At 53.8% G+C, this 23,393-nt stretch carries 19 protein-coding genes; 13 read left to right on the top strand and 6 right to left on the bottom strand.

The window, feature by feature from the left end; translation table 11 throughout:
* Window positions 1-3: 3 nt before the first annotated feature.
* The 5 genes from hisS to ABIB59_RS22960 all read left to right on the top strand — a co-directional run bounded on the left by hisS (window position 4) and on the right by ABIB59_RS22960 (window position 5,005).
* Window positions 4-1,278, top strand: a complete 1,275-nt coding sequence (gene hisS, locus ABIB59_RS22980; RefSeq protein ID WP_039079790.1) for a histidine--tRNA ligase — start codon at window positions 4-6, stop codon at window positions 1,276-1,278.
* A gap of 36 nt (window positions 1,279-1,314) precedes the next feature.
* Window positions 1,315-1,935: a YfgM family protein gene (locus tag ABIB59_RS22975; protein ID WP_039079669.1), complete on the top strand. Its 621-nt coding sequence runs from the start codon at window positions 1,315-1,317 to the stop codon at window positions 1,933-1,935.
* Between the two features lie 10 nt (window positions 1,936-1,945).
* Window positions 1,946-3,124: an outer membrane protein assembly factor BamB gene (gene bamB, locus ABIB59_RS22970; protein WP_039079670.1), complete on the top strand. Its 1,179-nt coding sequence runs from the start codon at window positions 1,946-1,948 to the stop codon at window positions 3,122-3,124.
* 122 nt (window positions 3,125-3,246) lie between these two features.
* The gene (gene der / locus ABIB59_RS22965) at window positions 3,247-4,728 is read left to right on the top strand and encodes a ribosome biogenesis GTPase Der (RefSeq protein ID WP_039079671.1); all 1,482 of its coding nucleotides are present in this window, start codon (window positions 3,247-3,249) and stop codon (window positions 4,726-4,728) included.
* Between the two features lie 55 nt (window positions 4,729-4,783).
* Window positions 4,784-5,005 (top strand): zinc ribbon domain-containing protein, encoded by a 222-nt coding sequence (locus ABIB59_RS22960; protein WP_039079672.1) that lies wholly within the window; start codon window positions 4,784-4,786, stop codon window positions 5,003-5,005.
* Here the strand turns inward: ABIB59_RS22960 and ABIB59_RS22955 are convergent.
* Both ABIB59_RS22955 and ABIB59_RS22950 read right to left on the bottom strand, forming a co-directional pair.
* A complete protein-coding gene (locus ABIB59_RS22955) occupies window positions 5,002-5,352 on the bottom strand; it encodes a protealysin inhibitor emfourin (RefSeq protein WP_079496166.1) in 351 nt (116 codons plus the stop codon). The genes ABIB59_RS22960 and ABIB59_RS22955 overlap by 4 nt on opposite strands.
* Complete coding sequence (locus ABIB59_RS22950) at window positions 5,352-6,377, bottom strand: M4 family metallopeptidase (protein WP_039079674.1); 1,026 nt, start codon at window positions 6,375-6,377, stop codon at window positions 5,352-5,354. The genes ABIB59_RS22955 and ABIB59_RS22950 overlap by 1 nt, the downstream gene beginning before the upstream one ends.
* 127 nt (window positions 6,378-6,504) lie before the next feature.
* On the opposite strand from ABIB59_RS22950, the gene ABIB59_RS22945 reads away from it, so the two are divergent.
* A complete protein-coding gene (locus ABIB59_RS22945; protein ID WP_354037150.1) occupies window positions 6,505-7,638 on the top strand; it encodes an MFS transporter in 1,134 nt (377 codons plus the stop codon).
* Window position 7,639: 1 nt separating this feature from the next.
* Here ABIB59_RS22945 and xseA read toward each other — a convergent pair whose 3' ends face one another.
* Window positions 7,640-9,022: an exodeoxyribonuclease VII large subunit gene (gene xseA / locus ABIB59_RS22940; RefSeq protein ID WP_039079676.1), complete on the bottom strand. Its 1,383-nt coding sequence runs from the start codon at window positions 9,020-9,022 to the stop codon at window positions 7,640-7,642.
* A 159-nt stretch (window positions 9,023-9,181) separates the two neighbouring features.
* Here xseA and guaB point away from each other — a divergent pair, with 159 nt between their 5' ends.
* The 6 genes from guaB to ABIB59_RS22910 all read left to right on the top strand — a co-directional run bounded on the left by guaB (window position 9,182) and on the right by ABIB59_RS22910 (window position 16,917).
* Window positions 9,182-10,648, top strand: a complete 1,467-nt coding sequence (gene guaB, locus ABIB59_RS22935) for an IMP dehydrogenase (protein ID WP_039079791.1) — start codon at window positions 9,182-9,184, stop codon at window positions 10,646-10,648.
* Window positions 10,649-10,710: 62 nt separating this feature from the next.
* A complete protein-coding gene (gene guaA, locus ABIB59_RS22930) occupies window positions 10,711-12,288 on the top strand; it encodes a glutamine-hydrolyzing GMP synthase (RefSeq protein WP_039079792.1) in 1,578 nt (525 codons plus the stop codon).
* A 202-nt stretch (window positions 12,289-12,490) separates the two neighbouring features.
* Window positions 12,491-13,123, top strand: a complete 633-nt coding sequence (locus ABIB59_RS22925) for a hypothetical protein (protein ID WP_143348886.1) — start codon at window positions 12,491-12,493, stop codon at window positions 13,121-13,123.
* A 267-nt stretch (window positions 13,124-13,390) separates the two neighbouring features.
* Window positions 13,391-15,373, top strand: a complete 1,983-nt coding sequence (locus ABIB59_RS22920; protein ID WP_354037147.1) for a tetratricopeptide repeat protein — start codon at window positions 13,391-13,393, stop codon at window positions 15,371-15,373.
* A 38-nt stretch (window positions 15,374-15,411) separates the two neighbouring features.
* Window positions 15,412-16,218 (top strand): AraC family transcriptional regulator, encoded by an 807-nt coding sequence (locus tag ABIB59_RS22915; protein WP_039079681.1) that lies wholly within the window; start codon window positions 15,412-15,414, stop codon window positions 16,216-16,218.
* A 48-nt stretch (window positions 16,219-16,266) separates the two neighbouring features.
* Window positions 16,267-16,917: a LysE family translocator gene (locus tag ABIB59_RS22910; RefSeq protein ID WP_039079682.1), complete on the top strand. Its 651-nt coding sequence runs from the start codon at window positions 16,267-16,269 to the stop codon at window positions 16,915-16,917.
* 40 nt (window positions 16,918-16,957) lie between these two features.
* On the opposite strand, the gene ABIB59_RS22905 is transcribed toward ABIB59_RS22910, so the two are convergent.
* A complete protein-coding gene (locus ABIB59_RS22905) occupies window positions 16,958-17,149 on the bottom strand; it encodes a YfgG family protein (RefSeq protein ID WP_064572410.1) in 192 nt (63 codons plus the stop codon).
* A gap of 341 nt (window positions 17,150-17,490) precedes the next feature.
* Here ABIB59_RS22905 and ABIB59_RS22900 point away from each other — a divergent pair, with 341 nt between their 5' ends.
* Window positions 17,491-19,719: a sensor domain-containing phosphodiesterase gene (locus ABIB59_RS22900; protein WP_354037145.1), complete on the top strand. Its 2,229-nt coding sequence runs from the start codon at window positions 17,491-17,493 to the stop codon at window positions 19,717-19,719.
* Between the two features lie 2 nt (window positions 19,720-19,721).
* Here ABIB59_RS22900 and ppx read toward each other — a convergent pair whose 3' ends face one another.
* Together ppx and ppk1 are read right to left on the bottom strand one after the other, a co-directional pair.
* Complete coding sequence (ppx, locus tag ABIB59_RS22895) at window positions 19,722-21,263, bottom strand: exopolyphosphatase (protein ID WP_039079684.1); 1,542 nt, start codon at window positions 21,261-21,263, stop codon at window positions 19,722-19,724.
* Window positions 21,264-21,266: 3 nt separating this feature from the next.
* Window positions 21,267-23,333 (bottom strand): polyphosphate kinase 1, encoded by a 2,067-nt coding sequence (ppk1, locus tag ABIB59_RS22890; RefSeq protein WP_039079685.1) that lies wholly within the window; start codon window positions 23,331-23,333, stop codon window positions 21,267-21,269.
* Window positions 23,334-23,393 lie beyond the last annotated feature (60 nt).

Genomic DNA, 23,393 nt, shown 5'->3' with positions numbered 1-23,393 from the left:
AACGTGGCAAAGAATATTCAAGCCATTCGCGGCATGAACGATTATCTGCCTGGCGAAACCGCCATCTGGCAGCGCATTGAAGGCACACTCAAAAACGTGCTCGGCAGCTACGGTTACAATGAAATCCGTTTGCCGATTGTAGAGCAGACCCCGTTATTCAAACGCGCGATCGGCGAAGTTACCGACGTGGTTGAAAAAGAGATGTACACCTTTGACGATCGCAACGGCGATAGCCTGACGCTGCGTCCAGAAGGTACAGCGGGCTGTGTACGCGCCGGCATCGAGCATGGTCTTCTGTACAATCAGGAACAGCGCCTGTGGTATGTCGGTCCGATGTTCCGCTATGAGCGCCCGCAAAAAGGTCGCTACCGCCAGTTCCATCAGTTGGGTGTCGAAGTGTTTGGCCTGCAGGGCCCGGACATTGATGCCGAACTGATTATGCTCACTGCACGCTGGTGGCGTGCGCTGGGTATCTTCGATCATGTTAGCCTCGAACTGAACTCTATTGGCTCGCTGGAAGCACGTGCGAACTATCGCGATGCGCTGGTGGCGTTTCTTGAGCAGCATAAAGAGCAACTGGACGAAGACTGCAAACGCCGTATGTACAGCAATCCGCTGCGCGTACTGGATTCCAAAAACCCAGACATTCAGGCGCTTCTGAACGCGGCGCCAGCCCTGGGCGATTATCTGGATGAAGAGTCTCGTGAACACTTCGCGGGCCTGTGCAAACTGCTGGAAGCTGCGGGTATTGCCTACACGGTCAACCAGCGTCTGGTGCGCGGTCTTGATTATTACAACCGTACCGTTTTCGAGTGGGTGACCACCAGCCTGGGGTCCCAGGGAACGGTCTGCGCAGGTGGCCGTTACGACGGTCTGGTCGAGCAGCTTGGCGGTCGCGCAACGCCGGCGGTTGGCTTCGCGATGGGACTTGAACGACTTGTTTTGTTGGTTCAGGCAGTTAATCCGGAATTTAAAGCAGAATCCGTTGTCGATATATACCTGGTAGCGTCAGGCGAAAACGTACAGTCCGCTGCAATGCAACTGGCTGAACAGGTACGCGATGCGTTACCTGACGTTAAGCTCATGACGAACCACGGCGGCGGTAATTTCAAAAAGCAATTTGCCCGTGCCGATAAGTGGGGCGCTAAGCTCGCACTGGTGCTGGGTGAGTCTGAAATCGCTGACGGTAACGTTGTAGTGAAGGATTTACGCTCTGGTGAGCAAAATACGGTAACGCAGGACAGCGTTGCGGCGCATTTGCGCACACTACTGGGCTAATCTCCCCGGTGAATTATCGTTAAGGAGAAGGACTGCGTGGAAATTTACGAGAACGACAACGAACAGGTAGACGCGCTCAAACGCTTTTTTGCTGAAAACGGCAAAGCGCTGGCTGTTGGTGTCATTTTAGGTATTGGTGCATTAGTTGGCTGGCGCTACTGGACAAGTCACCAAATCGAAACAGCGAGATCGGCTTCGCAAGGCTATGAAAACGCCATTACCGCGATTCGTGCTGATAAACCTGAAACGCTGACGGCGGCGGAGAAATTCGCGGCTGAGAATAAGAATACCTATGGCGCGCTGGCATCACTGGAACTGGCACAGCAGTATGTTCAACGCGATGAGCTGGAAAAGGCTTCCGCGCAACTGCAACAGGGGCTTGCCGCCACCAGCGATGACAACCTTAAGGGCATGATTAACATTCGTCTCGCCCGTATCCAGGTACAGCTTAAGCAGCAAGATGCCGCGCTGAAAACGCTTGATAGCGTGAAAGGCGACGGCTGGGCGGCCATTGTTGCCGACCTGCGTGGCGAAGCGCTGCTCAGCAAAGGCGACAAACAAGGTGCACGCACCGCATGGGAGAATGGCGTTAAAAACAACGCATCCCCGGCGCTGAGTGAAATGATGCAGATGAAAATCAACAATTTGTCCATCTAAGAGGGACCCGATGCAATTGCGTAAATTACTTCTGCCTGGGCTGCTGTCCGTCACCTTACTGAGCGGTTGTTCCCTGTTTAGCGGCGAAGAAGACGTTGTCAAAATGTCCCCTCTGCCGACGGTGACTAACCAGTTTAACCCGTCTACCGCGTGGAGTACCTCCGTGGGTAGCGGTATTGGCGATTTTCATTCTAATTTGCATCCGGCGCTGGACAGTGGCGTGGTCTACGCTGCTGACCGTCGCGGTACGGTAAAAGCGGTTAGTGCGAGCGACGGCAAAGAAGTCTGGTCCGTTAACCTGGCAGAAAAATCTGGCTGGTTCTCCAGCAGCCCGGCGCTGTTGTCCGGTGGTGTGACCGTCGCAGGCGGCCATGTCTACGTGGGCAGCGAAAAAGCTAAGGTCTATGCGCTGAATACGAACGACGGTTCCCAGGCATGGAAAACCAACGTTGCCGGTGAAGCGTTATCCCGCCCTGTTGTCAGCGACGGCCTGGTGCTGATTCATACCAGTAACGGTCAGCTACAGGCGCTTAATGAGAGCGACGGTGCGGTGAAATGGACGGTTAACCTTGATATGCCGTCACTGTCCCTGCGTGGCGAATCCGCACCGGCTACCGCCTACGGCGCAGCCATTGTGGGTGGCGACAATGGTCGCGTAAGCGCCGTGTTGATGCAGCAGGGCCAGATGATTTGGCAGCAGCGTATTTCTCAGGCAACGGGTCCGACTGAAATCGACCGTCTGAGCGATGTTGATACAACGCCGGTGATTGTAAACGGCGTGGTGTATGCGCTGGCTTACAACGGTAACCTGACGGCGCTGGATTTGCGTAGCGGCCAGATCATGTGGAAACGTGAACTGGGTTCAGTGAGCAATTTCATTGTCGATGGTAACCGCATCTACATGATTGACCAGAATGACCGCGTTCTGGCGCTGACCACTGACGGTGGTGTGACGCTGTGGACACAAAGCGATCTCCTGCACCGTAACCTTACCGCTCCGGCGTTGTATAATGGTTACATCGTGACCGGTGACAGCGAAGGCTACATGCACTGGATTAACGTCGAAGACGGGCGTTTTGTCGCGCAGCAGAAAGTGGACGGCTCCGGTTTCCTGACCGATCCTGTTGCTGCGGAAGGCAAACTGCTTATCCAGGCTAAAGACGGTACGCTGTACGCCATCACGCGTTAATCGCGCGAAGGTGGTCGTTCGTGAGAAGACGGCTCCTGTTGCAGGGGCCGTTTTACTGTTTTTAAAACGTCGCCAGCGTTGCGACGTTTTGATTTTGAATTCTAAGTAATGAGGCTTTAAACATGATACCTGTGGTCGCGCTGGTCGGGCGCCCTAACGTTGGAAAATCCACGCTTTTTAACCGTTTAACACGCACCCGTGATGCGCTGGTAGCGGATTTTCCGGGGCTGACCCGTGACCGTAAGTACGGTCGTGCTGAAGTCGAAGGTCGTGAATTTATCTGTATCGATACGGGCGGTATTGATGGTACGGAAGACGGCGTAGAAACCCGTATGGCGGAACAGTCGCTGCTGGCGATTGAAGAAGCCGATGTGGTGCTATTTATGGTGGATGCGCGCGCCGGGCTGATGCCGGCTGACGAAGCCATTGCCAAACACCTGCGCTCGCGTGAAAAACCGACATTCCTCGTCGCGAACAAAACGGACGGTCTGGATCCGGATCAGGCGGTTGTCGACTTCTACTCGCTTGGCCTGGGTGAGATTCACCCGATTGCCGCCTCGCATGGCCGTGGTGTTGTCAGCCTGCTGGAACACGTTCTGCTGCCGTGGATGGATGAAATCGATCCGCCGGAAGAGCTGGATGAAGACGCTGCCTACTGGGCGCAGTTCGACGAAGGCAAAGGTGAAGACGGCGAAGAAGAAGAGCCGGAAGACGACTTCAACCCGCAGGACCTGCCTATCAAGCTGGCGATCGTCGGGCGTCCTAATGTCGGTAAGTCCACGCTGACTAACCGTATCCTCGGGGAAGAGCGTGTTGTGGTTTATGACATGCCGGGCACCACGCGTGACAGTATTTATATCCCGATGGAGCGTGATGGACGCGAGTACGTTCTGATCGACACCGCGGGCGTGCGTAAACGCGGCAAAATCACCGATGCGGTGGAAAAATTCTCGGTAATCAAAACGCTGCAGGCGATTGAAGACGCTAACGTCGTGATGCTGGTTATTGATGCCCGTGAAGGTATCTCTGACCAGGACCTCTCACTGCTTGGCTTCATCCTCAATAGTGGGCGCTCACTGGTTATCGTGGTCAACAAATGGGATGGCCTCAGCCAGGAAGTGAAAGAGCAGGTCAAAGAGACGCTGGACTTCCGTCTGGGCTTTATCGACTTTGCTCGCGTGCACTTCATCTCCGCACTGCATGGCAGCGGCGTAGGTAACCTGTTTGAATCCGTGCGTGAAGCCTATGACAGCTCGACCCGTCGCCAGAGCACCGCGATGCTGACCCGTATCATGAATATGGCGTCCGAAGATCACCAGCCGCCGTTGGTTCGCGGTCGTCGCGTGAAGCTGAAATACGCGCATGCCGGTGGTTATAACCCGCCGATTGTGGTGATTCACGGCAACCAGGTAAAAGATCTGCCGGACTCCTACAAGCGTTATCTGATGAACTACTTCCGTAAATCGCTGGATGTGATGGGCACACCTATCCGTATTCAGTTTAAGGAAGGGGAAAACCCGTATGCAGATAAACGCAATACGCTGACGCCAAACCAGATGCGTAAACGTAAGCGCTTGATTAAGCATATCAAGAAAAGTAAGTAAGGTCGGAAATACCGGTGGCATTATCGCCACCGGTTGACATTCTGGGAGGATATTTATGGATCTTAAATGCCCAACCTGCCACAACCCGCTGGAATTGATTGGCACGCATGGTCACTGTCATGGCTGTGATAAAGATTACGCACTCAACGCGTTATGCCCGGAGTGCCAGAAGCCGCTGGACGTGCTCAAAGCCTGCGGAGCGGTGGACTATTTCTGCCAGCAGGGCCACGGCCTGATCTCCAAAAAGCGGGTGGTCTTCGCCCTGCAGGACGCTTAATCACAGACGCCGCTTTCGCCCTTTTTCCACAAATCCACCAGCGAGGGCGGTGCCTCCTGTTCCGGCACCAGCAAGATGATATCGGTATAGTGCGCCTGGTTGTGCTGGGTCCAGATTATCTGAATGCGGAAATAACGCTGGTCGCCGCGCCCCGGAGAGTCCGTCTGCCCCGGCGGAAAGCCACGAGGCAGCGCTTGCTGTAACACATCAATCACCCGCGCTCGCTGCTCTGGTGTGAGAGCGGAAAGGGCGATTCTGCGCAGGCCGCTCAACTGTGGGATAAACGCCACCCCCCCTTCGCGGGCAAGCTCAATGACCGCGTCCTCAGTGAGCTCGGGAATATTCATCACAGCACCCCTGTCTCAATCCAGGCCTGTTTAATGGCTTCTGCGGTCTCTTTTCCCGACCGTTTTTCGCCGTGGGCGACGGTCAGACGGGCGAACGCCGCAAAATCCGCGTTCTGCGCCAGCGCCCGATCGCAGACGGTGTCATACCACGCGTAGCCTGCTTTCTCCCAGGCGTGGCCGCCGAGCGCGGTGGCGGCGAGATAGAACGCACGGTTAGGGATGCCGGAGTTAAGATGCACGCCGCCGTTATCCTCGCGGGTTTTTATAAAGTCCTTCATATGCGCGGGCTGGGGGTCTTTGCCGAGCAACGGGTCGTCATAGGCGGTGCCAGGTTCTGCCATAGAGCGCAACCCCTTACCGTTGATGCCTGCGGCCAACAGCCCTTCGCCAATAAGCCAGTCTGCTTCTTGTGCGGTCTGTTTATGCAGATATTGTTTCACCAGCGAGCCGAAGACATCGGATAACGATTCATTAAGCGCCCCGGATTGTTCGAAATAAATCAGCCCGGCTTCGGTTTCCGTTACGCCGTGGCTAAGTTCGTGGGCGACAATATCCGGCGCGATAGTGAAACGGTTAAAGATCTCGCCGTCACCATCGCCAAATACCATCTGCTGACCGTTCCAGAACGCATTCTGGTATTCACGTCCATAGTGAACGGTACCGATAAGCGTCAGGCCCTTATTATCCAGTGAATCGCGATGATAAATTTTCCAGAAAAAATCGTGCGTCACACCCAGATATTCCCATGCTTCATCTACGGCGATATCGCCATTTGATGACTGCCCCTCAAAGCGCACCTGCGTGCCTGGCAACTCCTGAGTCTGTTTCGCATCGTAAATGTCCCGCTGCAACTGGCCCGCTTTCGCGACATGCGGCGCGGCAGGTTTGCCCGGCATATGTGCCATGAGCGTCTGGACATGGGTTAGGGTCTGGCGGGCGCACTTTTGCTGTACGTCGGAGCCGTTATCAATAATGCGGCGCAGGATGTAGGGCGGGATAACACTGTGAAGTCGTGTCGCTGTCATGCTGCTCTCCTGATTGTTGGCAAGGCTGACTACAAGTTTATGTGACATTCGCCTTTTTTACCCCTTACGCGGCAAAACTGTCGGTTTCGACCATCATTAACTGCTCAATCAGAAAAGAGGGTCGGGTGTGGCTAAAACAATTTCACCGCTTGCGTTAACCGGGTTTTTGCTCATCGCCGTGACGTATGGCATGGCGCGTTTTGCCTGGGGGCTGATGCTGCCATCGGTAGGGCAGGATATTGCGCTGAGCCCACGGTCGGCGGGTGTTATCGCCGCCTGTAGCTATATCGCCTACTGTTTTTCTTCGCTCTGGGCCGCTCCGGTAACCGGGCGTTACGGCGCCCGTACCACCGCGATCGTCTCGGCACTCTGCGCTGCGCTTGGGCTGCTGATCCTGGCGTTGTCTTCAGGTGTACTACACCTTGCTCTGGGGCTGTTTATCGCCGGTCTGAGTTCGGGGCTGGCATCGCCGTCACTGGCTGCGGCGGTCAGTCAGGCGGTGGCAGAGCGTCGGCAGTCCACCACTAACACCTTTATCAATGCCGGTACTGGCGGCGGCATTATCCTTTCCGTACCGGTACTGCTTTTTATCCCCTTTGGGTGGCGTGGAGCCTGCGTAGCTTTCGCGGTGCTTGCTCTGCTTTGCCTGCTACCGGTGATGCGCTATTTACCCGCTGCCCGAGCGCCGGGGGCTAAAAATGAACAATCCTGGCGGCAGGTCTTACAGTGCCAGGCACTGCGGCGGCTGGCGCTGATTGCGTTTATCTGTGGGATAGCGAGCGCGGCGTGGTGGAACTTTGGGCCCGATATTCTGCAAAAACACCTGCACCTTGAAAAAGAGACCACCAGCATGCTGTGGCTGGTGAGCGGCGGGGCGGGAATTGCTGGCGTCTTTACTGGCGCGCTGGCCGCCCGGACAGGCTGGAATCCGGTTTACTGGCTATCGCTGCTTTTTATGGCCGCGCCGCTGGCGCTACTGGCTGTAAGTCATGGTTATAGCGGGTGGCTTATTCCGGCGGCGGCCCTCTGTGGCGTGGGTTATATCACGCTTTCCGGCGTGCTGCTGGTGTGCGGTGCGTCCGCAACGGCAAATGCTCCCGCCGCCGGGGTGGGCATTGTCTTTTTTATGCTGGCGGTGGGGCAGGTGGCGGGGGCGATAATTTTTGGGCAACTCTATGCAGTACTGGGGGCGGCCTGGTCGCTTTTGATTTTTGCCGGACTGGCGTTTTTTGTTATGTTGCTGACCCCGACGAAGCCGTGAATTAGCCTGCGTTGCGGGGTTTAGACGCCCGCGTTTTTTTCACGGGCTGGACGCTTTTCACTTCACTTTCTACCCAGCCATCGGCGAGACGGGTGGTAAGCGTATCGCCCGTTTTGACCTGTTTCGCCTGTTTCAGCACCTTGCCATCGGCGGCCGTGGTGACGCTATACCCGCGTGCCAGCGTCGATAACGGGCTGACCGCCTCCAGGTGCGTCACCGCCTTGCCGAAACGCTCTCGCGTTACGCTTAACTGTGCGCGCAGGCTTTCCGCCAGCCGGTATTCCAGTTGCTGAATACGCGTCTGCGCACGCCAGATCCGCGGCTGCGGGTTTTGCTGATTCAGACGCTGGGCGACGCGGCGTTGTCGCTGGCTAGCCTGTTTAAGCTGGCTATCCAGGGCGACACGCATCCGCTGGCGGAGTTTTTCCAGCACGGTTTGCTGACGGGCGAGGCGCAACTGCGGATGCTGCTGTTGCAGCCTGTGATTAAGTTGGGTAAAACGCCGGGTGCGGTTAGCAATGAAAAAGTCCATCGCCATCTCAAGACGTTGTTGAGCGGACTGGATCTGGCGCAGCAGTTCCGTCTGGTTGCGACTGACGATTTCCGCGGCGGCAGAGGGGGTAGGGGCGCGTAAATCCGCCACAAAATCCGCAATGGTCACATCGGTTTCGTGGCCGACGGCGCTGACCACCGGAATGCGGCTGGCAAAAATGGCGCGCGCCACGCGTTCGTCGTTAAAGCTCCATAAATCTTCCAGTGAGCCACCGCCACGGCCAACAATCAGCACATCACATTCCTGACGCGCGTTCGCCAGTTCAATGGCGCGCACAATCTGCCCCGGCGCATCGTCACCTTGTACCGCCGTGGGGTAAATGACCACCGGCAGAGAAGGATCGCGTCGCCTCAGGACGTGAAGAATGTCATGCAGCGCAGCGCCGGTTTTCGAGGTGATAACGCCAATACAGTGGGCTGGTGTGGGGAGCGGTTGTTTGAACTGCTGATCAAAAAGCCCTTCCGCTGACAGCGCCGCTTTCAGTTGCTCATATTTCTGCTGCAGCAACCCTTCACCGGCGGGCTGCATGCTTTCAACGATTATCTGGTAATCGCCGCGCGGGTCATAGAGCGTGACGGAGGCGCGCACCAGTACCTGTTGGCCATGCTGCGGGCGGAACGTTACGCGACGGTTGCTGTTACGGAACATCGCACCGCGAACCTGCGCCGTATCGTCTTTAAGCGTGAAATACCAGTGACCAGAGGCAGGCTGTGTGAAATTGGAGATTTCACCCGTTATCCAGACCTGGCCCATTTCGCGTTCCAGCAGGCTACGTACTGTTTGATTCAGGCGAGTAACGGTAAAAATTGCGGGGCTTTGAAGAGATGACATGTGAGCTAGATCAAATTCTAAATCAGCAGGTTATTCAGTCGATAGTAACCCGCCCAGAGATGAGTGCAAGTATTTTTCGCAAAAAAATGTGGAAGCAATCGGTTACGCTCTGTATAATGCCACGGCAATATTTAACCACCCAGGTCAGAGATATTGCCCATGCTACGTATCGCTAAAGAAGCCCTGACGTTTGACGACGTCCTCCTCGTTCCCGCTCACTCCACCGTTCTGCCGAATACTGCCGATTTGAGCACTCAGCTCACTAAGACCATTCGTCTGAATATTCCGATGCTCTCCGCAGCAATGGACACCGTTACGGAAGCGCGCCTGGCAATTGCCCTGGCACAGGAAGGCGGCATTGGCTTTATTCATAAAAACATGTCCATCGAACGCCAGGCTGAAGAAGTTCGCCGTGTTAAAAAACATGAGTCCGGCGTGGTTAAAGACCCTCAGACCGTTCTGCCAACCACTACCCTGCGCGAAGTGAAAGAACTGACCGAGCGTAATGGTTTTGCCGGTTACCCGGTGGTTGCCGAAGACAATTCACTGGTGGGCATCATTACCGGTCGTGACGTTCGCTTTGTCACCGACCTGAACCAGCCTGTTAGCGTATACATGACGCCGAAAGAACGTCTGGTCACCGTTCGCGAAGGCGAAGCGCGTGAAGTTGTATTCGCGAAAATGCACGAAAAACGCGTTGAGAAAGCGCTGGTTGTCGACGATAAATTCCGTCTGCTCGGTATGATCACCGTGAAAGACTTCCAGAAAGCGGAACGTAAACCGAACGCCTGTAAGGACGAGCAAGGCCGTCTGCGTGTCGGTGCGGCGGTTGGCGCAGGTGCGGGCAACGAAGAGCGTGTTGATGCGCTGGTTGCGGCGGGCGTTGACGTTCTGCTGATTGACTCCTCTCATGGCCATTCCGAAGGCGTTCTGCAGCGTATCCGTGAAACCCGTGCCAAATACCCGGATCTGCAAATCATTGGCGGTAACGTAGCGACGGGCGCAGGCGCACGTGCGCTGGCGGAAGCCGGTTGCAGCGCAGTGAAAGTCGGTATCGGCCCTGGCTCTATCTGTACCACCCGTATCGTGACCGGCGTGGGTGTTCCGCAGATCACGGCTGTATCCGACGCGGTTGAAGCGCTGGAAGGCACCGGTATTCCGGTTATCGCTGACGGTGGTATCCGCTTCTCTGGTGACATCGCCAAAGCGATTGCCGCTGGCGCGGCAGCGGTGATGGTCGGCTCTATGCTGGCAGGTACCGAAGAGTCGCCGGGCGAAATCGAACTCTACCAGGGCCGTTCTTACAAATCTTATCGCGGGATGGGTTCTCTGGGCGCGATGTCCAAAGGCTCCTCTGACCGTTACTTCCAGACGGATAATGCCGCTGACAAACTGGTGCCGGAAGGTATCGAAGGTCGCGTGGCGTATAAAGGTCGCCTGAAAGAGATCATCCACCAGCAAATGGGCGGCCTGCGTTCCTGTATGGGGCTGACCGGCTGTGGTACCATCGACCTGCTGCGCACTAAAGCGGAATTCGTGCGTATCAGCGGTGCGGGCATCCAGGAAAGCCACGTCCATGATGTGACCATCACCAAGGAATCCCCGAACTACCGTATGGGCTCCTGATATTTTCCACGCCCGGCTAAATGCCGGGCGATTTTGTTTCACTTGCCTCGGAATTAGCGTCAATGACGGAAAACATTCATAAACATCGCATCCTTATCCTCGATTTCGGTTCTCAGTACACGCAACTTGTTGCCCGCCGCGTGCGTGAGCTTGGTGTTTACTGTGAACTGTGGGCATGGGATGTCACCGAAGCGCAGATTCGTGAATTTAACCCAAGCGGTATCATTCTTTCCGGCGGCCCGGAAAGTACCACTGAAGATAACAGCCCGCGCGCACCGCAGTACGTGTTCGAAGCTGGCGTGCCGGTATTTGGCGTGTGCTACGGCATGCAGACCATGGCGATGCAGTTGGGCGGCCATGTCGAAGCGTCCAGCGAGCGCGAATTCGGCTATGCACAGGTAGAAGTTCTGACCGACAGCGCCCTGATTCGTGGTATTGAAGATTCCCTGACCGCAGACGGCAAACCGCTGCTGGACGTGTGGATGAGCCATGGCGATAAAGTGACGGCTATCCCGTCTGACTTTGTTACCGTTGCCAGCACCGAAACCTGTCCGTTCGCCATTATGGCTAACGAAGAAAAACGCTTCTACGGCGTACAGTTCCACCCGGAAGTGACCCATACCCGTCAGGGCCTGCGTATGCTGGAGCGTTTCGTTATCGATATCTGCCAGTGTGAAGCCCTGTGGACCCCGGCGAAAATCATCGACGACGCTATCGAACGCATCCGTGCGCAGGTTGGCGACGACAAAGTGATCCTCGGCCTGTCCGGCGGCGTTGACTCCTCCGTGACGGCGATGCTGCTGCACCGTGCAATCGGTAAAAACCTGACCTGCGTGTTCGTCGATAATGGTCTGCTGCGTCTGAATGAAGCTGAGCAGGTAATGGATATGTTCGGCGATCACTTCGGCCTGAACATTGTTCACGTGGAAGGCGAATCACGCTTCCTGAGTGAACTGGCGGGCGAGAACGATCCGGAAGCCAAACGCAAAATCATTGGTCGCGTGTTCGTTGAAATCTTCGACGAAGAAGCCCTGAAACTTGAAGACGTGAAATGGCTGGCGCAGGGCACAATTTACCCTGACGTGATCGAGTCTGCCGCATCGGCGACCGGTAAAGCGCACGTGATTAAGTCTCACCACAACGTGGGCGGCCTGCCGAAAGAGATGAAGATGGGTCTGGTTGAACCGCTGCGTGAGCTGTTCAAAGACGAAGTACGTAAAATCGGCCTTGAGCTGGGTCTGCCGTACGATATGCTTTACCGCCATCCGTTCCCGGGGCCAGGCCTTGGCGTTCGCGTTCTGGGCGAAGTGAAGAAAGAGTACTGCGACCTGCTGCGTCGTGCCGATGCCATCTTTATTGAAGAGCTGCGTAAAGCTGACCTTTACAACAAAGTTAGCCAGGCTTTTACCGTCTTCCTGCCGGTCCGCTCTGTTGGCGTGATGGGCGATGGCCGTAAGTACGACTGGGTTGTCTCTCTGCGTGCCGTTGAAACCATCGACTTTATGACCGCGCACTGGGCACACCTGCCGTACGACTTCCTGGGCCGCGTTTCCAACCGCATCATCAACGAAGTGAATGGCATCTCCCGCGTGGTGTATGACATCAGCGGTAAACCACCTGCTACGATTGAGTGGGAATAAAATCCCCTCTATATCGATGATAAACAGTGCCCTAAAGCCCGCTTTCCAGAGCGGGTTTTTTAATATTTTCCTTTAGTCAGCTTATTTATCTTTTTATCGAAATAATGCTTATAACCATAAAATCTAAATAGTTATTTTGGGTGAGTTGGTTAAACTTCTGTCAGTGTCGTAGTTGTAACCTACTCAATTAATGAAGGAAAATATGAAAAAGATCCTGGTGGTATGCGGAATGTTTTGTTTATCCGGAGCAGTGCATGCCGAGATGATTTCCAGCGATGCTATTGGTAATGATCCTGCAAAGGTAAAGCTTTGTGCTGCTCGAGCTAAAGCAAAGCCCGTTCCCTTTGAAATTGATTCACGCTATGTCGATATTTCTCGTTCTCAACACCCGGATTCAACATTTATCGCCATAGATGGTAGCAGTCCGCAGCTTATTGAATGTTTCTTACGTGAGGGGACAGGAAGATTTGAACCAAATTCAATGACACCTGAACAGAAGTTCTGGCATCTGGCGGGTCTACAACAAGAAGGCATCGCCACAAGTACCTCTGATGGTATGGCGATCGCGACACGTCGCTGTCTTGATGCTGTTCCTGAAAAAATTAATCGTCCAGGTTTTGACCACGGCGTGATTACAAGTAGTGTTATTGCAGTCAAACAAGGTGCGCCTTCTTATTCTGTTGGAACAAATATTGGCGGTATAAAAGCACAACGCCACGATGCAGTGGTGACGGGACATGCGTTTTATAAATCTTCCGGACCTGATTTGGAAACAGTCAACTTTACATGTTTGCTTTCTCCTTCGGCAGATCTGAAGGCAATTCAATTCAAATAACGCGAATGTTGTATCGTACGTAATAAGGCCCTCGTAAGATGGCCTTTTATTTTTTGGATAGGCTGACCCCACCATTCCAGGCATTAGACGGGGCGGGCATTTTATGCCAACCTTCTGGCTGAGTGTTCTTTGTATGCCCTGGATTTGCTCATCGACGCTTTATCTTCATTGCGCTTGCGGCCTCATTGGATACGAGGAATGCGAGCGAAGGGCGAATCATCATCGGAACACGGACTTCGGCCCCTCTCACTTGCCACGATGCTCACTATGTTTAAAAAACTTCTCAGCGCCCTTAGTGGCAAAAAAGAACAGACCCCAGGCCCTGTGGAATCGGAACATACGCAGCCAGAACACGCCCCGGTTCCAAATGAAGAGATGATCGTGGCGTATGACGCCAACGGGCGAGAAATGCATATTGCCCGCAGCGACTGGCGAAATAATGTTTTCCTGCCCGGCCTTGAACAAAAGTGGAATAACGCGGCGGAACTTTATGATGCGATCCTGGGAGGCCTGAACGATGGTTTTGCCGCCGATCTCATTCCTGCCGCCGCGCGCCTGGTAGAGATTGATGATGATCCCGAACGCAGCCATACCATTCAGAGCATTGTGCTAATGGAAAATAAACGGCTGGTTGGGGCTGAAAACACCCTGCAGGCCGGTATAGCGAAAGTCGGGGCCACGGGAATTTTGCTGACCAATCTGGCAAAAGTTTTCTCTCACAAGGGTGACGATGCCCGTGCCGAGGAGCTGCTCTGGCAGGCTATCGAAGCCGATCCAAATCTGGATAACGGCTTGCTCTGGTGGGCGAGTATTAAGCAGGAGCGTGAAGGGGAAGCGGGATATGTCGCGGGACTACGTACCGTCGCGGCGCTGCCCGGCTCCTGGCGCGCGCAACTCTGGCTGGCGCGCTATCACCTGGAACATAACAATGTAGCGGCCGCCCGTGCACTGTATGACGAAGTTCTCGCCGGTGGGAGATATGACGGCAGTTCGCTGATGATGATCTCCGGCGATCTGGGCAGAAACGGCGAGATTGCGCTGCTTGTTGAACTCATAGCTCCCGTGTATGACGAGCACCGCCACGATCCGATGGCCGGTATTAACCTGCTGCGAGCTTATCAGGAGCTGGGTAACCCCGACGAAGGGGAAAAGCTGTTGAGCCGGATGTATGCGCTGGACTACCCACCGCTTAAACAGTATCTGGATGAGTCCGCCCGCGCCTTTCAGAAAATGCGCGAGCAGCATGCCCAGGGCACACCTACCGATCCGGGCGAGGTGCAAATCAATACGCTTGCCCTTACGCAGCCTGTCTGGCAGTACGGGCTGTGTAATGCCGACTGGCTTTTCGGGCAGAAACCGCAAGAGGCAAACACGGTCGGTTTCTTTGTGCTGAGTAAAATCGACGATGACCCGACACCTTCCGAATCGCAGCGTGAGGATGACCTGGGGCGCCTTACCCGTGCAATCCCACTGTATCTTGCCGAGGCAACCCACTACTGGAGTGATTATGCCGCCCGTTGTTACGTGCAGGTCGCCGCGGGCATCGGGCCGGTTGTTTCAACCCATGCGTTTGATGGCAACGAGCTGTTCGACCTTGTCCCGCCAGAAATGAAATACTTTGTGACCGGGGAGATGGGTTGCTCAGGAGAAGGGGAACAGCGCCAGTGGCAGCTCACGCTCAGCCTTTGGGATTGTACCCAACGAACCCAATGCGGTACTGAGAGCAGCACGGTAGCGCAGTCTGAGCTGGGAGCGCTGGTGCTTGAGCTGGAGCAGCGCCTGCTGGCAAAAGTGGGAGCGGTGAACCCTCAGCCGCTGGATGCGTTCTATGCGCGTCCGTCCGTTGATGCGATGGATATCTATCTTGGTGAATTGGGCCAGGCCTTTATGTTAACGCTGGTGGCTAACCAGCAGGTGCCGCGTTCAGCCGTATGGGGTGAGCGGGCAATGCTGGAGTGGCCGCTCAACATGGCGTTGCAATGGCCACAGGCGGAAGTGCCGAAACTGATGTACATCTCCGGGCTGGGGAAAGCTTTTGATTATCAATCGGAGGTGCTGGGCGAATATAAAAAGCGTACGCTGGAACTGTTGCGCACCGCCACGCAGGAAAACAGCCCGGCGGCACAGCTTGCCCCCCTGGTCTGGAAAATATTTGGCATGCAGGATGAATTCAGCGCCGGGCAGCAAAATATGCCAGCGCACGCCAGCCCGGCTTATGCTGAGTGGCTCACGCGCGTTGCCGAAAAGTAGCCGTTCGAAGTCTGGAATCATGTGAGGAGGAGGGAGAGATGACAACGCGGAACATTGAACAACGCTTCTGGCGCTCTCCGCTTGTGCCGTGGGTCGAATGGCGTTCTACCGTACAAAGTACGCAGGCCTATAAACTGCACCAGCACCCTCAGTTGTCCATTGGCGCGATTATCGACGGCGAGACCGTTACGCGTTGCAGTGGTCATGAATATCACCTCTCTCAGGGCGATATGGTGCTGATAGCGCCCCGTGAAGCGCACAGTTGCAACCCGGCAGCCGAACGTCCACGTAGCTATCACATGTTGTACCTTGATGAGGCGTGGTGCCTGCAACAGTTGGGGTTCGCGCCAGGGGAGCATCTTCACTGCGCACAAACGGTGTTACGCAATCCTTCATTCTTCACCGCCTTTATGCACATTATCTCCCTGATGGAAGATAACCAGACTGGGGAATTACAGGAGGCGGTACGTGCGCTGCTTGTCAGCCTGCCCGGCCTGCAAACTGCGGCGAAACCGGCTGAATTCTGCAACCATATGCAAACGACGCTACTGGCCGATATTCAGCAGCCCCCGTCGCTGGATTGTCTGGCACAGCGGTACACGTTGCGTAAAGAGACGCTGATTCGCCAGTTCAAGCTGGCGACAGGGCTGACGCCAGGAGCCTGGATCAATAATGCCCGTGTGGAATTTGCTAAAGCACAGTTGCGGGCGGGCAGTGATATCGCCGATGCGGGTTATCAAAGCGGTTTTGCCGATCAAAGCCATTTTCACCGCACGTTCGTCAGTTTTACCTCTTCCACGCCCCGCCAGTATGCGCAGGGGCGATCAATATCAGACAATAATTAAGTCTGACAACGCCATAAAGTGACCTCGTCTTTTACTGATGAGGTTGCTATGTCTTTGTTACCCGAATTTATTCCCGCCGCGTTTCCACTGCTTGCGCTTTCTCACTTTGTGGCGCTGGTCAGTCCTGGCCCTGATTTCTTCCTGCTGGCCGGTTACGCCATCCGTTATCGCCTGCGGGGCAGCGCCGGAATTGGACCGGGGATCGCGCTGGGAAACGCCTTTTATATTGTGCTGGCGATGTGTGGCTGGCGGCTATTACAGGATTACGGACTGCTGTTTCGTCTGATTGAAATTGCTGGCGCGCTCTATTTAATCTGGATTGGCGGGCATCTGTTGCGCAGTCGTAAGCAGGTGCTGGCGCTCAACGCCACCCGGATGGATTGCCCGTCGTGGCGAAAACAGTTTCTACTAGGGCTGGGGTCCGCGTTACTTAATCCCAAAAATGCGCTTTTTTATCTGGCGCTGATGACCTCGATTCTTGGCGCGAACGTCACATTTGCACAGCAGATCTTTTCCGGCGCATGGATGAGCCTGGCGGTACTGGCGTGGAATCTTGCCATCGCGACATTGATCGGATTATCCGCCATACAGATACGTCTCACAGCCTGGGTGCATATTATTGAGCGCATAGCCGGAGCTGTCCTCGCCGGATTTGGCGTGGCGATGATCCTGACGATGGTGCGTCATGCGTTGATGTGACAAAGCCCACGTAAAGACGTGTACAAATAAAAACAGTGCGTTAGCGTTGTGCGGAAGAATCGATAGGTTGGCTTACTTGCTGAGACTGGAGCTTATCCTGATGATGATACCAGGCACCAATTGAGGAATAGATAAAACGACCAAAGAAAAAGATAAAGCTGATTAGCAATACGATACGGGTCATGCGACTGTCAAATCGATGGCGTTTTCGCATAGGGGTTGCCTGACTCACAAAAGGTTCCTTAAGGTTTACCCCATAAAAAGGGCGACCTTGACATTAAGGCACAGAGTGAGAGCGAGGTCAATTCTTAACCATGCAAAATTTCACCGGAGGAAAATATTAATCGATTTTATATAAAATAAATTAAGTATTTAAGTCATGAATGCTAATCTGCGTCTCTTTTTAAAAAGCGTAAAAATTAATTAATTCGGCGAGTTTTATTTGATGTGCATCAATCATTAGTTGCCCTACAGAACTAAAATTCACGCTCATTTGCTATTTACGCGCTTACAGTCAGGTTGGATGCCTGCCTGAAATACCCATTGGGAAGCTGGGTTTTTTGTCGAGCATCTATGACTCCGTTAAAAAAATATCATCAGCACAAAGACAAATGGTGGGCACTACCGCTCGTGTTGCCATGTCTTTTACTGCCACTGTTTAATCTGGCGAATACCTATACGCATGTCGCGGGTGAAACGGTTGTCCTTTTCTCCCTGCCGATGGCGCTGATGTTCAGTCTGATGGTGGTCTTTGGCTGGGCAGCGCTACCCGGCATGGTTCTCGCACTGGTCCTGAATATCGGCATGCACGATATCTCTGAGCTTGTCGCGCAAATTTTTCATTTGCTTATTCCCGTGGTCATCAGTTGGGGCGGCTATCGCGTTTTTGTTACGCGTCGGCAAAATATTGCCTACGGAAACGCCGCCTTTATTGCCCAGCGAATTTTCTGGCAGGTCTTTTGCCCGGCAACGATTTATTTGATTATTCTTGAGTTCGTTATCTGGCTGGCGCTGTATGACACGGACTTTAGTAAGACCGATATATTATCGTTAAATATTCATTTACTGATTGATTATCAGGCATTACTGGTCGGGACCATGACCGGTATTCCGCTCTGCTATTTGGTTATTCGTATCATTCGCCATCCGCGTTATCTGCGAAGTTGGTTATCGCAACTGCGCCATGAATTCGACCCGAAAGTGACCCGCTGTGAGATGGCTATCTGGCTGAGTATCCTGGCCGGATTGGTCATACTGTTGCTCATGCCGCTGAATGAAAATAGCTCCATTTTCAGCACCAACTACACGCTCTCTCTGGTATTGCCTGTCATGTTATGGGGAGCATTACGCTATGGATACCGGTTTATATCGGTGCTCTGGACGCTGCTGTTGATTGTCTCGGTACACTATTTTTATCGTTATCTTCCCGTCTATCCGGCTTATGAAATCCAACTGGCTATCGCCTCGTCGAGTTACCTGGTTTACTCTTTTATCATCCTTTGTGTATCGGTACTGGCAACACGACAACGGCATGTTCATGCCCGCGCTCGTCGTCTTGCCTATCTTGATCCAGTCGTTCAGATACCCAATCTGCGCGCCCTCAATCGTGCGCTGGCGGGGTCACCCTGGTCTGTTCTCTGCTTTTTAAGTGTGCCGGAACTGGAAGTGCTGGGGCGTAACTATGGCGTGATGCTGCGCATTCAGTACAAGCAAAAACTGTCGGACTGGCTTAAAAACAGCCTCGATGAGGACGAACGTGTCTACCATCTCTCAGGCCATGATCTGGCTATTCGCCTTAACACTCAGTCGCACCAGAGCCGGATTGACGCGCTGGATGCCCAAATTAAGGCGTTTCGTTTCTTCTGGGATGACATGCCGCTGCAGCCGCAGGTAGGCATGAGCTATTGCTATGTGCGCTCTCCGGTGCAGCACCTCTACTTGCTGCTTGGCGAACTGAGTACTATTGCGGACTTGTCGCTGGCGACAAATCATCCGGAAAGCCTGCAGCATCGCGGGGCGGCGAACCTCCAGCGTTGTCTCAAGGACAAGGTGGATATGATGAACCGCCTGCAACTCGCACTGGAGGAGAACCGTTTTAGTTTACTGGTGCAACCTATCGCCGGGATGCGCGGCGACAGCTACCATGAAATTCTGCTACGCATGAATGAAGAGAACGGCCAGTATATTAATCCGGATGATTTTCTGCCGATCGCCCATGAGTTCGGCCTGTCATCACGTATCGATCTTTGGGTTGTGGAGCATGTGCTGAGTTTTATGTCTGCTCATCGCGCAACGCTACCCGCGCAGCGTTTTGCCATTAATCTGTCGCCCGCCTCTGTGTGTCGGGCACAGTTTTCTCTGGAGGTGGGGCGGCTGTTGAAAAAATATGGCATCGAGGCGTGGCAGTTGATCTTCGAGATAACCGAGAGTAATTCGTTAACCAATCTGGAGCAGGCAAATCAAACGCTCGGCCAACTGCAACAAATGGGCTGTAGCGTAGCGATTGACGATTTTGGTACCGGCTACGCCAGTTATTCCCGACTGAAAAATGTGAATGCCGATATCCTGAAAATCGATGGCAGCTTTATCCGCAATATCGTTTCAAATAGTCTGGATTACCAGATTGTCGCCTCTATTTGCCATCTGGCAAGAATGAAAAAGATGCAGGTTGTGGCGGAGTATGTCGAAAATGAAGAGATACGCAGCGCAGTGGTTGCGCTGGGTATCGATTATTTGCAGGGATATTTGATTGGTAAACCAGAGCCGCTGGAAAATCTGCCAGGGCAGATTCAGGCGGCCTGATTTTATGCCGCTACGCCGGGCGACTGCTCTTCTTCAACTTTGAGTCGCCAGCCGGTGACGGCTTCCCAGTACTCCTGTTCCCGTTCCAGGTCGAAGAGAACCAGTGCATTCTGGCTGAACCAGTCGTGCGGGAAGCTCAGCGTCCAGTGGTTATCATCGGTCGTAAGACGCAGGGTTGGTGGCGTCGTTGTCGCCTGCCGCTGGTTATTCAGCAACACCCCAAGGCGTAAAAGCTGAATTAACGGCAGATAGTGCTTTTTCTTAAACAACGTGAAGCGCGGTAAGTCATCCAGCTTGATCGCTTTGCGGTGATAGCGCACCAGCGTGGCCATCATCAGTTGCTGCTCCTGGTTATAGCCCGGCAGATCGCTGTTTTGCAGGATATAAGCCGAATGACGATGCATACCGCTGTGGTTAATATTTAAACCGACTTCATGCAGCATGGCTGCCCATTTCAGTAGCGCCGCCAGTTGCGGGTTAATGAGCTTCGGATTTTGCGCCTGCCACTGATCGTACATGTGCATGGTGGTTTCCAGCACGCGACGCGCCTGTTCGCGGTCGATATTGTACTGATTCGCAAGGCTCTGCGCCGTACGGCTGCGAATATCCTGATGGCGGAAACGGCCTTCCATTTCATACAGCACGCCTTCGCGCAGCGCACCGTCTGAGAGGCGAAGTTCATTAATTGCCAGCGCGTCAAATACCCCGCAGAGAATTGCCAGACCTGGAACGAAGACCGCTTTACGTTCGTCGGACAGACCCGGCAAGCTCAGTTCGTCGAAGTTTTTGAACTTCACAACTTCGGCGACCAGTTTTTTGAGGCGCTCAGGCGTGATGATGCCGTCCTTTTCCCCTAACGCCAGTAGCACTTCATGGGCCGCTTTGATACTGCCGGACGCGCCAAGCGCGACGTCCCAGCCCTGAATACGGAACTGCCAGGCCAGCGTTTCCAGTTTCTGCGTTGCGGCAACGCGGGCACGCTGGAAGTTTTCCGCATTGATTGTTCCGCCCGCAAAATAAAGCTGCGCGAAGCTGACGCAGCCCATACGACGGCTTTCCACCAGCTTGGGTTCAAAATCTTCGCCAATGACCAGTTCGGTAGAACCGCCGCCGATATCAATAACCAGCTTGCGGCCTTTTTCCGGCTGCGTATGTTCAACGCCCATAAAAATCAGGCGCGCTTCTTCATTACCCGCGATGATTTCGATAGGGTAGGGAATAACCTTTTCTGCCCGTTTAAGAAACTCCGGCGCGTTGAGCGCCTGGCGCAACGTGTGGGTCCCTACAATACACACGCTTGAAGGGTCAAAACCTTGCAGGCGTTCTGCGAACAGCGACAGACACGCGAGACCGCGCTCCATAGCCTCTTCACTCAGCATATTATTGCTGTCGAGGCCATCCGCCAGATGTACGCGTTGTTTCAGACGGCCAATGATCTGCATGGCGCCATCAACAACGCGGGCAATCACCATATGAAAACTGTTCGAACCCAGGTCGACCGCAGCAAATTCCTGCGGTCGTGCTGTCTTTTCATTTATCGGCATAGATTAGTCAGACTGTTCAAGTGATGTCAGATATTCATGAATCGCGAGCTGTGCGCGTACTTTGCGGCGGTTGCCGCGCGGCACATATCGATTACTGAGTTCTTTATCGACGTAGCGTGCTTTGACGGTATCACTGAACAGAAGATCAATGATATCCAGTACCTGCTGTTTAAGGCGCGGATCGAGCAACGGCGCCGCTACTTCAATACGGTAATCGATGTTTCGCGTCATCCAGTCAGCAGACGACAGATACACTTTTTTATCGCCGCCATTCTCAAAAATATAGATGCGATCGTGTTCAAGGAAACGGTCAACAATGCTAATTACGCGAATATTATCGCTGATGCCTTCCAGTTCAGGGATAAGCGAGCACATACCGCGCACCAGCAAATTCACCGGCACGCCAGAACTGGAGGCCGTATACAGCCGGTCAACCAGGCCTTTATCCACCAGGTTGTTGATTTTTAGCGTAATGCCCGAAGGAATGCCTTTCTGCGCATTGGCAATTTCGGTATCGATCATTTTGTAGAGCAGATCGCGCGAGTTTTGCGGCGAAACCATCAAATAATCGAAATTCACCGGACGGTACGGGTTCTCAATAAAATTAAAGACCCGGCGCACTTCATTGGTGATACGCGCATCTGCGGTCAGCAATGAGTAGTCGGTATAGATACGCGCGGTCTTTTCGTTAAAGTTGCCGGTACCGATATGAGCGTAACGCACCACTTCGTCGTTTTCCATACGCGACACCAGGAACAGCTTTGCGTGGATTTTCAGCCCCGGCGCCGAGAAGATAACCTGCACACCGGCTTCGGTCAGACGCTTCGCCCAGTGGATGTTAGCCTCTTCATCGAAACGCGCCTGCAGCTCAACCACCACGGTCACTTTCTTGCCGTTATGGGCGGCGTGGATCATGGAGTCGATGATGCGCGAGTCTTTCGCCACGCGATAAATATTGATTTTAATTGCCAGCACGCTTGGGTCAAACGACGCCTGGCGCAGCAGTTCCAGCACGTGCTCGAAGGTGTGATACGGATAATAGAGCAGCACGTCGCGCTCGCGAATGGCATCAAAGCCGTTGCGGAACTTATCAAACCAGACATGGCGCAGGCGCGGTAATGGTTTGTTCACCAGGTTTGCTTTCCCGACGTTCGGGAAGCTGATGAAGTCTTTAAAGTTGTGGTAGCGACCGCCCGGAATAATGGAGTCGTAGCGGGAAATGGTCAGCTTCTCGCGCAGCATCTCAACCATGGCATCCGGCATATCACGCTGATAAACAAAGCGTACCGGCTCTGCCGTCAGACGCTGTTTCAGGCTTGAAGACATCAGCTCCATCAGACTCGATTCCATCTCGTGCACCAGATCGTATTCGGCGTCACGGGTCATTTTCATCGAGTAGGCGTTCAGCGCGTCGTAATCAAAGAAGCCTTTGAAGATATCATCCAGGCAATAACGCAGGATATTATCCAGCAGAATCATCGGCTTGCGACGGCGCGGCGCTTCCGGCGGCAGGTTTACAAAACGCGGCACTTTATCAGACGGAATTTCCAGCAGGGCGTAGCGGATATCATCGCCACGGATGATTTCCACCGCCAGGTAGGTGTAGTCGTCTTTTAAGAAGCGAATCAGATTGGTTTCGCGATTAATCAGTGTCGGCGTGATGTGCTGGCGCAGATACTGTCGGAAGTAGTGGCGCAGCCAGTTTTGCTGATTAGCGGAAAGCTGGCGTTCGTTAATCAAAAAGATCTGATTACGTGCCATTTCCAGCAGGAGTTCGTTATACAGACCGTCAAATTCCTGATCGGCTTTTAGTACGCGGGCCTGTATTTTACCCAGCAGGTGGCGTGAATGGGTGTTGGTGCCTTGTCCTTGTTCTTCGCTAATAATGATGCGGCGTTTAAGTTCTGCGAAGCGAACTTTATAGAATTCATCAAGGTTGTTGGAATAAATCCCTAAAAAGCGCATGCGTTCAATGAGCGGGTTACTCTTATCCGCCGCTTCCTGCAGAACGCGCTCGTTAAAGCACAACCAACTTAGTTCTTTTTCCAGATATAGCTTTTCCTGACCCATTACAACTTACACTCCGGTTAACTCTCGGGACACGGCAATTCCTTCTCGCTATGGCTGTGT

It is taken from the genome of Citrobacter sp. UYEF32 (assembly GCF_040546205.1).
In the GTDB taxonomy this organism is placed as follows: domain Bacteria; phylum Pseudomonadota; class Gammaproteobacteria; order Enterobacterales; family Enterobacteriaceae; genus Phytobacter; species Phytobacter diazotrophicus.
The sequence above is the reverse complement of the archived record's forward strand: the minus strand, read 5'-3'. Positions and strand labels throughout refer to the sequence as shown.

What these genes read in the sequence shown, in the direction of transcription:
- bamB (WP_039079670.1), top strand. Translation starts at nt 1,946, where the DNA reads ATGCAATTGCGTAAATTACTTCTGCCTGGGCTGCTGTCCGTCACCTTA.
- der (WP_039079671.1), top strand. Translation starts at nt 3,247, where the DNA reads ATGATACCTGTGGTCGCGCTGGTCGGGCGCCCTAACGTTGGAAAATCC.
- ABIB59_RS22960 (WP_039079672.1), top strand. Translation starts at nt 4,784, where the DNA reads ATGGATCTTAAATGCCCAACCTGCCACAACCCGCTGGAATTGATTGGC.
- ABIB59_RS22955 (WP_079496166.1), bottom strand. Translation starts at nt 5,352, where the DNA reads ATGAATATTCCCGAGCTCACTGAGGACGCGGTCATTGAGCTTGCCCGC.
- ABIB59_RS22950 (WP_039079674.1), bottom strand. Translation starts at nt 6,377, where the DNA reads ATGACAGCGACACGACTTCACAGTGTTATCCCGCCCTACATCCTGCGC.
- xseA (WP_039079676.1), bottom strand. Translation starts at nt 9,022, where the DNA reads ATGTCATCTCTTCAAAGCCCCGCAATTTTTACCGTTACTCGCCTGAAT.
- guaB (WP_039079791.1), top strand. Translation starts at nt 9,182, where the DNA reads ATGCTACGTATCGCTAAAGAAGCCCTGACGTTTGACGACGTCCTCCTC.
- guaA (WP_039079792.1), top strand. Translation starts at nt 10,711, where the DNA reads ATGACGGAAAACATTCATAAACATCGCATCCTTATCCTCGATTTCGGT.
- ABIB59_RS22925 (WP_143348886.1), top strand. Translation starts at nt 12,491, where the DNA reads ATGAAAAAGATCCTGGTGGTATGCGGAATGTTTTGTTTATCCGGAGCA.
- ABIB59_RS22920 (WP_354037147.1), top strand. Translation starts at nt 13,391, where the DNA reads ATGTTTAAAAAACTTCTCAGCGCCCTTAGTGGCAAAAAAGAACAGACC.
- ABIB59_RS22915 (WP_039079681.1), top strand. Translation starts at nt 15,412, where the DNA reads ATGACAACGCGGAACATTGAACAACGCTTCTGGCGCTCTCCGCTTGTG.
- ABIB59_RS22910 (WP_039079682.1), top strand. Translation starts at nt 16,267, where the DNA reads ATGTCTTTGTTACCCGAATTTATTCCCGCCGCGTTTCCACTGCTTGCG.
- ABIB59_RS22900 (WP_354037145.1), top strand. Translation starts at nt 17,491, where the DNA reads ATGACTCCGTTAAAAAAATATCATCAGCACAAAGACAAATGGTGGGCA.
- ppx (WP_039079684.1), bottom strand. Translation starts at nt 21,263, where the DNA reads ATGCCGATAAATGAAAAGACAGCACGACCGCAGGAATTTGCTGCGGTC.
- ppk1 (WP_039079685.1), bottom strand. Translation starts at nt 23,333, where the DNA reads ATGGGTCAGGAAAAGCTATATCTGGAAAAAGAACTAAGTTGGTTGTGC.